The 12345-nt window shown below is 45.5% G+C and carries 6 protein-coding genes; all 6 read left to right on the top strand.

Translation table 11 applies throughout. The features are described from left to right. The first annotated feature begins 29 nt into the window (after positions 1 to 29). A complete protein-coding gene (locus J2W55_RS17570; protein ID WP_310098558.1) occupies positions 30 to 1259 on the top strand; it encodes a DUF4959 domain-containing protein in 1230 nt (409 codons plus the stop codon). Positions 1260 to 1300: 41 nt separating this feature from the next. After that, a complete protein-coding gene (locus tag J2W55_RS17565; protein WP_310098555.1) occupies positions 1301 to 2509 on the top strand; it encodes a DUF4998 domain-containing protein in 1209 nt (402 codons plus the stop codon). A 111-nt stretch (positions 2510 to 2620) separates the two neighbouring features. After that, positions 2621 to 5584 carry a discoidin domain-containing protein gene (locus J2W55_RS17560; protein WP_310098553.1) on the top strand — a complete coding sequence of 988 codons (2964 nt, stop codon included), beginning with the start codon at positions 2621 to 2623 and terminating at the stop codon, positions 5582 to 5584. Between the two features lie 128 nt (positions 5585 to 5712). Continuing rightward, positions 5713 to 7617 (top strand): alpha-amylase family protein, encoded by a 1905-nt coding sequence (locus tag J2W55_RS17555; protein ID WP_310098550.1) that lies wholly within the window; start codon positions 5713 to 5715, stop codon positions 7615 to 7617. Positions 7618 to 7627: 10 nt separating this feature from the next. Beyond that, positions 7628 to 9820, top strand: coding sequence for an alpha-galactosidase (locus J2W55_RS17550; protein WP_310098547.1), 2193 nt, complete (start codon positions 7628 to 7630; stop codon positions 9818 to 9820). A gap of 125 nt (positions 9821 to 9945) precedes the next feature. Continuing rightward, positions 9946 to 12183, top strand: a complete 2238-nt coding sequence (locus tag J2W55_RS17545) for a glycoside hydrolase family 3 N-terminal domain-containing protein (RefSeq protein ID WP_310098543.1) — start codon at positions 9946 to 9948, stop codon at positions 12181 to 12183. The last annotated feature ends 162 nt before the right edge of the window (positions 12184 to 12345 follow it).

The following is a 12345-nucleotide window of genomic DNA, read 5'->3' as shown; positions in this document are numbered from 1 at the left end:
CCACTATCAATCTTTTATAAGAAAATAAGATGAAATCAAAATATATAAAATTATTGTACATGCTGCTGCTTGCTGTCAATGCAGTTTGCATATACGCTTGCAAAAAGGGTGAACCATATCAGGATCCCGTAGCCACTGGCGGGGCCAAACCAGGCGTAGTGACTAATGTAAAAGTTAAAAACCTTAATGGTGCGGCAGTGATCACTTATGATTTACCCGGCGACCAGGATTTGTTGTATGTCGTTGCTGATTATAACATTAGGCCGGGTGTTTCAAGGGAGATCAAAACCAGTTATTTTTTTGACACGATACGCGTGGAAGGTTTTCATGCAAGTCAGGAATATAGTGTAACCCTTAAGGCGGTAAGTCGTTCAAATAAAGAGTCCGATCCCGTAACCGTAACAGTTCACCCCGATACGCCTTATTTTCAGCTAATAAGCAAATCATTAAAATTAATGCATGACTTTGGCGGCATCAACATTCAGGCTGTTAACAAAGCCCAAAGCGCTGTTGCACTGAATACTTTGACCATCGATCCTGTCACCAAATCGTTTGCAATTGCTAATGAACATTATACTAGCCTACAGACTATAAATTATTCCTTAAGGGGGTATAAACCGCAGCCAACTAAATTTGGGGTGTTTGTTTCCGATCAGTTTGGTAACAAGTCGGATACTACGATTGTAACCCTGACGCCAGATTTTGAAACGGTACTTGCCAAAAATAAATTTTTCAACTATCCGATGGCCAGCGATGCATTTATCGGGTATGGAGGGGTTGTGCCCAACATTTTTGATGGTAATACAACCGAAGATAATGGCGCAAACGCTTGGCAGACGACCATTGGATCAAGTCCAAAACTAATGCAATGTACATTCGGCTTAGGTGCGTCCTATAAACTCACCCATTTCCTCATGTATTTCAGGAATTATGGAGGCAATAATCCCAAAGACTTTACCATTTTCGGTTCAAGCGCGGATAATCCCGGAGATGCGACAACACCCGGCGGCGCAATTCAGGGAACACAATATGGTGATTGGGTGTCGCTCGGCAGCTTCCGGGTTCCCGATCCGCCATCAGGATTGCCACAGGGCCAGACCAACGCAGGTGATCAGGCATATGTAAATAATGGTATCGATTTTAGCATGCCGACTAATAACCCAAATGTTAAATATATAAGAATTGTGGTAAAAGACACCTGGTCTGGACTAGACTATACAATCATCAGAGAAGTAACCTTTTCAGGAGTGCCGCAATAGATTATTAAAATATTTAAAGAATGAAACTTAACATAAAAACAATGGTCTGGCTGTGTGCTGGTCTGATCATTTCTAGTTGTTCTAAAAAGAACGAATCCTATAAGGATTTGCTTAAAGGAGGTGAGATTTACTACCCCGGCGTTGTGCAACACACAAATTATCGGGCCGGAAACCTTCGTACCATGCTTGTATGGAACCCAAGCCCCGATCCGAAAATTGTAAAATACAAAGTATTCTGGAATAACAAGCAGGATTCAATGATTGTAGCATCAACCAGCCATAATCCACTGGATACATTTAAACTGATCGTTCCAAACCTATTGGAAAATACTTATAATTTTAATGTCTATTCCATTGACGGTGAAGGTCGGAGCTCTATTTCCATTAACATTAGTGGGGTCAGGGTCTATGGTCCGAAATACCAGAGCGGCTTGTTCAATCGACCGTATAACGCTAACAAACCATACCTGCTTGATATTTTACATGGAAATGTAAGGCTTAATTTCAATACGCCTGATTCGATAAATGTTAATACAGTAGTTCATTTTTTCGATAACAACAACAAATTAAACAGCGTCAATCTTTCCCCTGATAGTACCGGAATAACACTTTCGAACTTCAAGTTCGGAACACCGGTGACTTTCCAGTCGAGCTACATACCCCAGTCAGCAGCGATTGATGTTTTTACCGTTGCAGACGTGACAACTTTTCCGGCAATCAGCCGAGCGGGTGACGTGACGGCGGTATTTATCAAAAATCCGGGTAATCCATTTTACCGCAGTGATAATGGTACCGGAAAATGGGGATTACCTAAGGATTGGCAGGTCAACGCCAATGCCATCAACCAAAATAATGGAACTGGCGGCGGCTGGTCAACCGATAATGGCGGTTGTATCCATTTTGAGGCGAAAAACTATTCAGACGCGCCGCTGGTCAATGGAAAGGTTTCCCAAACCATCACGTTGCCGGCGGGAAGTTATGCTTTGGATATTGTTACTGCCGGCTATGGTGGTACCATCAATGCCAATGAAGTAGTTGCTAAGGGCAACGCGCTGCCTGACATCGACCAGCTTAACGGGAACGCCAGCGTATTAGCCATGTACCATGGCGATCAGAACAGCATAGGTGGCACCCACACAATTTCATTTACGCTTACACAGCAAACCACCGTGACTATTGGATGGGTAGTAAGCGAGGATACGTACACCTATCTGCAATTCAAGAACGTTGCCTTGAGACTGCTGCAATAAATTATTCCATTCAAATCACTCCCGTTTTCGGGAGTGATTTGAATTTTTAAATACTTATAAAGTAACGGCAACACGCCGGAACCAAAGTGATTCTTTAAAAATTTAATTTTTATGACGAAAAATTGTTACATGGCTTTAAAAGCATGTTCTGCCCTGCTTTGCATTGTTCTTTCCAATAACGCAAGGGCACAAACGCAAATTCAAATGCTTTCCGGCTCTGCTAATCAGCACTGGTATGTTAAAGCGAAGTCTGATTTGGAGGAAAATCCGGTTAATCCGTCCATCACTTTGGCAAATTGGACGCCAGCCATTGTACCAGGTACAGTTTTCGCCTCATTTGTCGCAGCCGGCGCAGAAAAAGATCCTAATTTTGGCGACAATATTTATAAAGTTGACCGGAATAAATATGATCGTAGTTTCTGGTACAGGACGGAGTTCGAGGTGCCTGCTGGCTTTCCCCAGAAACGTGTTTGGCTGAACTTTGACGGTGTAAACCGCCACGCCGATATTTATCTCAACGGCATCGAATTAGGAACCTTGGATGGCTTTATGAGCCGGGGCCGCTTTGATATTACAGGAATTGCTAAAAAAGGAGGCAAAAATATCTTAACGGTATTGCTTTTTCCTCCCATACAACCCCTGGCCAACGTGGGCAGTCCTAATTACGTATCAAGTGCTGGCTGGGACTGGATGCCATATGTACCTGGCCTGAATTCGGGTATCACGGATAAGGTTTACCTCAGTTGCAGCGGCGACCTTACCATTCAAGACCCCTGGGTGCGTACAGATCTGCCGACCAATGCACGCGCAGATGTCTCTATCGCCTTACAAGTTAAAAACAACGCCAGCCACGATGTCGACGGCACCCTGCAAGGTGTCATTATGCCGGGCAATGTCCAGTTTTCGCAAAAGGTGCGGATCAACCGCGGCAATATGAGTAGCATTAAACTGAGCAAGCGCGATTTCGATCAGCTGGTGATAAACAATCCAAAGCTTTGGTGGCCTAACGGTTATGGCGAACCAAATCTATATGATTTAAGCTTAAAGCTGCTGGTGGACAACAACACCTCCGATGAACAGCATATCAAATTTGGTATTAAACGTTACAGCTATGATACCATCGGCCACGTCCTGCACATTTCCATCAACGGCACCCCCGTTTTTGTAAAAGGGGGCGATTGGGGAATGTCCGAATACTTACTGCGCTGCCACGGTGCGGAATATGATACCAAAATTCGTCTTCATAAAGAAATGAACTTTAACATGATCCGCAACTGGATTGGCTCGGTAACGGATGTAGAATTTTATGAAGCTTGCGATAAATACGGTATCATGGTATGGGACGAGTTCTGGTTGAACTCCGATCCTAATTTACCCGCAGACCTTAGCGCATTCAATGCTAATGCCATTGAGAAGATCAAACGTTTTAGAAACCATCCTGCGATTGCGATTTGGTGTGCCGATAATGAGGGCTGGCCGGAGCCGCCATTGAATAACTGGCTAAAAGAAGATGTTCGTGTTTTTGATGGCGCTGACAGGTTTTATCAGCCTAACTCGCATGCCGAAAACCTGACCGGCAGCGGGCCCTGGACGGCTAAAGATCCGCGATACTACTTCACAGCCTACCCAACCGGCTCCGGCGGTAATAAGGGCTGGGGGATGCGCACCGAATTGGGAACGGCTGTTTTTGTCAATTTTGAAAGCTTTAAGAAATTCATGCCGCAGGAAAAATGGTGGCCTCGGAACGAAATGTGGAATCAGCACTTTTTTGGGCCGAGCGCATTTAATGCCGGACCTGATCAATACGATCACATGATCTCACAAGGCTACGGAAAGCCAGACAATATTGAGGATTATTGCCGGAAAGCACAGTTTGTTAATCTTGAAAGTAACAGGGCTATGTATGAAGGCTGGCTCGACCACATGGGCGACGACGCATCCGGTATCATGACCTGGATGAGCCAGTCAGCGTACCCGTCAATGGTTTGGCAGACTTACGATTACTACTACGATCTCACCGGTGCCTATTTCGGTGCCAGAAAGGCTTGTGAGCCTGTTCATATCCAGTGGAATCCGGTGAATAATGCTATCAAAGTAATTAATACTACGCATGACGACCTGACTGGCCTCTACGCTACGGCGGACATCTATAACCTTGATGGGAAATTGGTAAAGCAATTCAGTAAATCCGCGCAATTGACATCGCCGTCCAACAGTGCGGCCGAGGTGTTCAAACTGGACTTCAATACCGATCATATAGACCTGGCGAGAGGAAAAAAAATCTTTGCGTCTTCATCCCCGGATAATTCGCCGGAAAATGTCAACGACGGGAACAGCAACACCCGTTGGTCAAGCAGATACAATGATGATGAATGGATTGCCGTTGATCTAGGCAAAACAGCTGTTATTAATGGAGTCGGCCTGAACTGGGAAAATGCCTACGGCAAGAGCTATAAGATCGAGGCTTCCGATGATAACTCACACTGGCATGAGGTGTATCGTACGGAAGACGGGCGCGTAGGATGGCAAAAAATCGAGTTCCCGGAAGTAACGGCGAGGTACGTAAGAATGCATGGCATCGAACGTGGCAGCTGGTGGGGCTATTCATTATATGATTTTGAGGTTTATCAGGGCGACGTAGCAAGCCAGGGGCTGACGGACGTGCATTTTATCAAACTGAAACTAAGCGACAAAAACGGCAAACTTATTTCGGATAATCTTTATTGGCGGGGTAATAAACGCAAAGATTATACGGCGCTTAACACTCTTGAAAAAGTAAATCTGAAATCAACTTACCAGGTGCGTAAAGCCGGCGGTAAAACTTATATCACCGCTGATATCACCAACCCGGCATCTTCAAAATCTGCTGCTTTCGGCATCCGGCTCATGTTGACCAAAAAGTCCAGTGGCGAACAGATCCTGCCGGCGATCATGAGCGACGGCTACTTTTCATTGATGAATGGAGAGAGTAAAAAGGTAAATGTTTCGTTTGACAGCAATTTGATAAGCGGAGACGATTTCAAGTTGACTGCCGAACCGTATAATAATCATATCAATAATGGCGTGAGCAAATGAAGCTGGCAATAAAGCTATTGGCAATGGTCACGGGCGCACTTTTTTGTTTGCCGGTCGAAGGTAAAGCAGTTAAGGTCGTTAGCACTTTACATATCCATTACGGTCGGAATAGCCGGATTGAATTCAATTTGAAATCAGGGTGTTTAAATGTTTATTCGGGGAATAGATTGATCCTTTCGCAGGCGGTATGTACCTATAAACTTAATGGAAACAACAACAGCGTGCGGGAAATCAAAACCTGCAGGTTTCAGCAAAGGCCTGTTAAAGATAGCTTCGGAAAAGGAATAATGACAGTGATTACGCTTAGCAATAGTCCGGCGAAAACGGAGCAGGTTTTTTGGACCTATCCCGACAAAGAGTTTTTCTTTTTACAAACACGGCTGATCGGGAAAAACCTTTCGACAAATGATATCGTTCCGCTTGCTGGGAGCCTTCCGCAACAGCAAGGTGACTGGCGGAGCTTATTCGTACCCTTTGATAATGACACATTTATCAGCTATGATTCAAAAATCTTAAAGCCACCTTTCCGCAACATGAGCTCGGAGGTTTCAGTAACTTATGATGATCAAACCCGGAACGGTTTGGTCATCGGTTCGATAGAGCATGAGTTATGGAAGACAGGTATAGAAACAGCATGGCTTGCGGATCAGACACCTGGTATAAAAGTTCGGGCGGGTTTTACAGATGCCGGGATAACCCGCGACGATATGCATCACGGTTTAGTCAGGGGAGATACCATTTGCTCACCCCGAATTTTTATCGGTTATTTCGACGATTGGCGCTCCGGTATGGAAGACTTTGCCATTGCCAGCCGCAAAGCCGAACCAGCCTTTGTGTTTAACTGGACAGAAGCCACACCCTTAGGCTGGAACAGTTGGGGCGTGATGCAGGATAGGATCAATTTTGACAAGGCAATTGGGGTTGCCAATTTTTTCGCGGATACTTTAAAAGCTTTTCGCCTGGGCGGCACAGCGTTCATCGATCTCGATTCTTTTTGGGACAAAATGGTGAGGAACCACACCGATTTCAGCAGGCTGAAAGCCTTCGCAGACAGCTGCCTTGCTAAAGGGTTACAACCAGGGATTTATTGGGCTCCGTTTACTGACTGGGGCTGGAAATCAGGGCCCGGGCGTAGAGCTGAAGGAGGTGATTATACTTTTGGTGAGTTATGGACTAAAACCCTTAATGGCTATCATGACATTGATGGTGCGCGCGCACTCGACCCTACCCACCCTGGAACTTTGCGCCGCATAGACTATTTCATCGACAAGTTCAAAGCTTGTGGATTTAAGATGATCAAAATCGATTTCCTGGGACATGCCGCCGCCGAATCGACGCATTTCCACGATACCACGGTTACTACGGGTATGCAGGCCTTCAGAAAAGGGATGGAATATCTGGTTAATCGCCTCGATGGACAGATGCTCATATATGCGGCCATTTCACCGAGTCTCGCCACCGGTAGATATGCCCACAGCCGCAGAATTGCCTGCGACGCTTTCAAAACAATAGACCATACACATTATACGCTTAACGGGGTGACCTACGGTTGGTGGCAGACTTATTTGTACAATTATATCGATGCTGATCACGTGGTTCTGGATACCGAAAAAGACGGCGTAAACCGGGCGCGCTTTTTGTCATCGGTAATCACCGGCACCTGCTTCACCGGCGACGACTTTTCCCTTCAGGGCCAGTGGTCTGCCCGTGCGCAGCAACTGTTCCAGCATCCGGAGATTCTCGCAGTGATAAAGAATGGCAAGGCGTTCCGTCCACTGGATTGTAAGCCGGGAAAAGAGGCGGCTGAAATCTTCACCCGGAAAATTGGAGCCCATTATTATGTGGCCATATTTAACTATGGTAAGCCTGTAAAAAACTATGCCATTGATTTTAATCGCCTGGGCATCCCCTTTAAACGCGCAGAATGCACCGATCTTTTAACACGCGGCCGCTCGAATGCCTATAGCATGCTGCATGTGAGTTTACCAGGAGAAGACGCCACCCTGATCAGGATATCCCAAACACAGAATTGACCGACCTTAAATGAAATTAAATAACCGACCCATAGTAAAAACAGCTTTCACAGTCCTGGCTGCCTATATGTATAGCACCTCAGCACACGCGCAACATACCATTTACCTGGAAACTGCTCAGAATGCCCTCGTGCTGCAAACCGACAGCGCACACCACCTGAACAATGTTTATCTCGGCAGGCGGCTAAATAGTGCTGCCGGTTATGAGCAGATCGGCCTGCAACCCGGCGATTATACGGGCATGTATAATTCCGCATATACCCCAGCCGGGTCACGGAATCTGCTTGAACCGGCTATTGCCGTTACCCATGCAGATGGCAATAATTCGCTTGACCTGAAATATGTAAACAGCGACCTAAAGAAATTAAGTGATGACATATCGCTTCTGGAAGTACACCTGAAGGATCCGGCCTACGAATTTGAGGTGACGTTATTCTATAAATCCTATTACCGTGAAGACGTTATTGAGCAATGGAGCCAGATTGTCCATCATGAAAAAGGTCAGATAATATTACAAAAATATGCTTCAGCAAACCTGAGCCTTAAAGGAAACAGCTATTGGCTTAAACATTACCACGGCGATTGGGCGCACGAGATGCAACCGCAGGAAACCCGCCTGACTGCCGGTATCAAGACCCTTGACTCTAAGCTTGGTACCCGCGCTAATTTATTCATGCCTTCGGTATTCATGGTTTCACTTGACCGGCCGGCAACCGAAGATGAGGGTCAGGTTTTCTGCGGTGCGCTTGAATGGAGCGGAAATTTTCGTTCAGATTTGGAAATTGATCCGCAAAATAATCTCCGTATCATCTCCGGCATAAATAACTATGCGTCGCCTTACCGGCTAAAGCCGTCCGAAGTGTTTGAAACCCCCGCTTTTGTATACACCTATTCAGATCATGGCATAGGCGCTGCAAGCCGTAATTTACATGATTGGGCACGTAAGCATAAGTTATTGGATGGGCAGGGCAGCCGCCTGACGCTGCTGAATAACTGGGAATCCACTTATTTCGATTTTAACGAGGAAAAATTAAAGGCGCTTTTAAAGGACACAAAAAAACTGGGCGTAGATATGTTTTTGCTCGATGACGGTTGGTTTGGCAATAAGTTCCCAAGAAATGACGACCACGCAGGCTTAGGTGATTGGCAGGAAAATCGCAAAAAATTGCCCAATGGTATTGCGTCCATCGCCAAATCCGCTCAGACAGATGGGGTAAAGTTCGGCATCTGGATAGAACCTGAAATGGTGAACCCCAAAAGCGATTTGTACGCGAAACACCCTGATTGGGTGATTAAACAGCCGCATCGCGATGAATTTTATTTCAGAAATCAATTGGTGCTTGACTTGGGTAATCCTGAAGTACAGGACTTTGTTTATCAAGTTGTCGACTCGCTCTTTATAAAAGATCCCAATCTTGCTTACCTGAAGTGGGATTGCAACGCGGTAATTTATAACGCATATGCGGTAAGATTGAAGAATAACCAATCACAGTTTTATATCGATTACGTGCGCGGTCTTTATAAGGTACTGCAAAGGATCCGTAAAAAGTACCCATCCGTACCCATGATGCTATGTTCGGGGGGCGGTGGGCGTGTAGATTATGGAGCTTTACAGTATTTTACCGAGTACTGGCCGAGCGACAACACCGATCCCCTTGAACGAATTTTCATCCAATGGGAGTATTCATTCTTTTATCCCGCAATCGCCAGTGCCAACCATGTGACTGATTGGGGAAAACAACCCTTCAAGTTCCGGGTGGATGTCGCCATGATGGGCAAACTCGGATTTGATATCGTAATCAATAAACTAGGCGATCAGGACATGAAATTCTGTCAAAGTGCGGTGCAAACCTACAACCAGATCAAACAAGTAATTTGGCAGGGCGATCAGTACAGGCTGGCCAGCCCGTATGATAACAACGTCGCCTCGATTGCTTACGTATCGCCCGATAAAACAAGAGCTATTATGTTCAACTACCTCATCAATTACCGTTATGACGAGGGTAGTAAGCGCCCAGTAAAACTTAAAGGGCTCGATGGCAGCAAAAGCTATCTTGTAAAAGAGATAAACCTTTACCCTGGCGCATCGCCGTCCTACATGCAGGGAATATATGCAGGGGATTTCTTAATGAAGATCGGTATCAATCCGCAGGTTGACAACAACCACAGCAGTGTGATCATTGAGCTGGATGAAGCGCGGTAATCGGATAATGTGGTTGGTATAACCTCGGTTTTAACTGCCCTGCAGAAATAAGGAAACAATATAAAAGACAAAAAACAATACGTTCAAAAATGAAAAAAACACTATCAATCTTAGCCATCTCATTCATGGCAGTCTCCGGACATGCCATGGGTTTGCCGGGTAATGACACTATACTTTACAAAAACAAACATGCTCCGGTAGCTGCCCGGGTGGAAGACCTGTTAAAACGGATGACCCTGAAAGAAAAGGTCCAGCAATTGGAAAACAGGGCTGCCGGCAAAACAGATGAGATTGACCGGATTTTTAAAGGTGAAAGCTTTGGATGTACACATGAAATGAGCATGAACGCGCAGGACTGTGCCAACATGTACCAGCAGCTTCAGACTTATATGCTGCAACGGACGAGGCTCGGTATTCCTTTACTGACGGCTGTTGAGGGTATTGAGGGCGTTCTGCAAAATAATTGCACTATTTTTCCACACGAACTTGCCCAGGGTAGCACCTTTAACCCGGAACTGATACAAAAAATGACGAGTGCCGCCGGTGAGGAAGCGCATGCCATTGGTATTCACCAGATATTATCGCCGGTGCTGGATATTGCCCGCGAATTACGTTGGGGAAGAATCGAAGAAACTTTCGGCGAAGACCCGTATCTAATCTCGCAAATGGGAACCGCTTTTGTAAACGGCTACCAGTCTTTTAACATTACTTGTACTCCTAAACATTTTGTTGCCCACGGTTCTCCATCGGGCGGACTGAACTGCGCGAACGTTTCCGGCGGCGAAAGGGATATGCGCAGTCTCTATCTTTACCCTTTCAAGAAGGTGATAGCGAACACAAATCCACTTTCTGTAATGTCATGTTACAGCTCTTATGATGGCCTCGCAGTGAGCGGATCCTCTTATTATATGACCGATATACTGCGGGGTGAACTTGGGTTTAAGGGTTATGTTTATTCCGATTGGGGCTCTGTTGAACGATTGCAGACGTTTCATCATGCCGTAAGTTCGCGTGAAGATGCTGCGATCAAATCGCTTGAAGCCGGTGTAGACCTCGATGTTGACGGCGCTTATGAAACACTGGAGAAAATGGTTGAAAGTGGTCGGATCAATATCAAATATGTCGATCAGGCCGTGCGACGCATATTGACTGTAAAATTTCAACTGGGCCTATTCGATAATCCTTTTGGTAATCCCTCAAAAGTTAGTAAAGTCGTGCGTAGTGCTAAACACATCGCCATTTCTAAAGAAGTTGCTGATGAAAGTGCTATCCTGGTCAAAAATGACGACAATATCCTGCCGCTGGATCTGGCGAAATATAAGTCAATAGCAGTGGTAGGCCCTAATGCTGATCAAACTGTTTTCGGTGATTACTCTTGGACTGGACGGGATACAAAAGAAGGCACAACGTTGTTGCAGGGTTTGAAGGAAGTAATCGGTCAGAAAGCAAAAATTGAATATGCTGAAGGCTGCGACTGGTGGAGCCAGGATAAATCTAAAATCGCATACGCGGTTAAGGCAGTTGAAGCAAGCGATCTGGCGATTGTGGCCATTGGAACCAGGAGCACCTTTTTGGGCCGTAGTCCACAGAACTCGACCGCTGGGGAAGGATTTGACCTTAGTTCGCTCGAATTGCCAGGCGTTCAGGAAGACCTGTTAAAAGCAATCAAGGCAACAGGTAAACCATTTATCGTTGTCTTTATTGCCGGAAAACCGCTGGCAATGCCCTGGGTCAAAGAAAATGCCAACGCGGTGCTGGTACAGTGGTATGGCGGTGAGAAGCAAGGCCGCACCATAGCTGATATTCTGACAGGCGCTGTAAATCCATCAGGGAGACTCAATGTTTCTTTTCCGAGAAGCACCGGAAATACACCAAGTTACTACAACCATTTTGCCACTGACCGAAATGAGCCTTTCGACAGTCCGGGATCCCCTGAGCACCCTAAGGGGCACTATATTTTTGATCATCCGGATCCGCTTTGGGACTTTGGCTACGGCCTTAGCTATACCACTTTCGAATATACCGACTGCAGAACGAGCGACGCAGCTTTAACCGCAGGGGACACCGTTAAACTGGATGTCATGGTAAAAAATACAGGTGTAATGGATGGAAAGGAAGTCGTTCAACTTTACGTACATGACAAAGTAAGTACTGTCGCTACTCCCGTTCAGCAGTTGAAAGCATTTAAAAAGGAACTCATCAAACGTGGACAGACCGTTAAAATACACCTGGAGGTACCGGTATCGGAATTGGGTTTATTCAATGAGAAAATGCAGTACAATGTGGAACCGGGCGAGTTTGAAATACAGGTAGGGTCATCGGCGGATCATATTATTTTTACAAAAACACTTACAGTAAAATAAATTGCATCTATAACGGTGTTTAAATGGCATTTTCCCTCCCACATAAAAGACAATTTTCATTTTGAAAATTGTCTTTTATAGAATATTATTCCGGGTCAATATATTTCTTCAAGTAGATTAATTTTATTGATCCAGGGATAAAGTTCTTTTGCATAGTAACCC

Origin of the sequence: Mucilaginibacter pocheonensis (assembly GCF_031456535.1) — a bacterium.
Lineage (GTDB): Bacteria > Bacteroidota > Bacteroidia > Sphingobacteriales > Sphingobacteriaceae > Mucilaginibacter > Mucilaginibacter pocheonensis.
The sequence above is the reverse complement of the archived record's forward strand: the minus strand, read 5'-3'. Positions and strand labels throughout refer to the sequence as shown.

Coding starts and splice junctions, on each gene's coding strand:
- J2W55_RS17570 (WP_310098558.1), top strand. CDS start 30: ATGAAATCAAAATATATAAAATTATTGTACATGCTGCTGCTTGCTGTC.
- J2W55_RS17565 (WP_310098555.1), top strand. CDS start 1,301: ATGGTCTGGCTGTGTGCTGGTCTGATCATTTCTAGTTGTTCTAAAAAG.
- J2W55_RS17560 (WP_310098553.1), top strand. CDS start 2,621: ATGACGAAAAATTGTTACATGGCTTTAAAAGCATGTTCTGCCCTGCTT.
- J2W55_RS17550 (WP_310098547.1), top strand. CDS start 7,628: ATGAAATTAAATAACCGACCCATAGTAAAAACAGCTTTCACAGTCCTG.
- J2W55_RS17545 (WP_310098543.1), top strand. CDS start 9,946: ATGGCAGTCTCCGGACATGCCATGGGTTTGCCGGGTAATGACACTATA.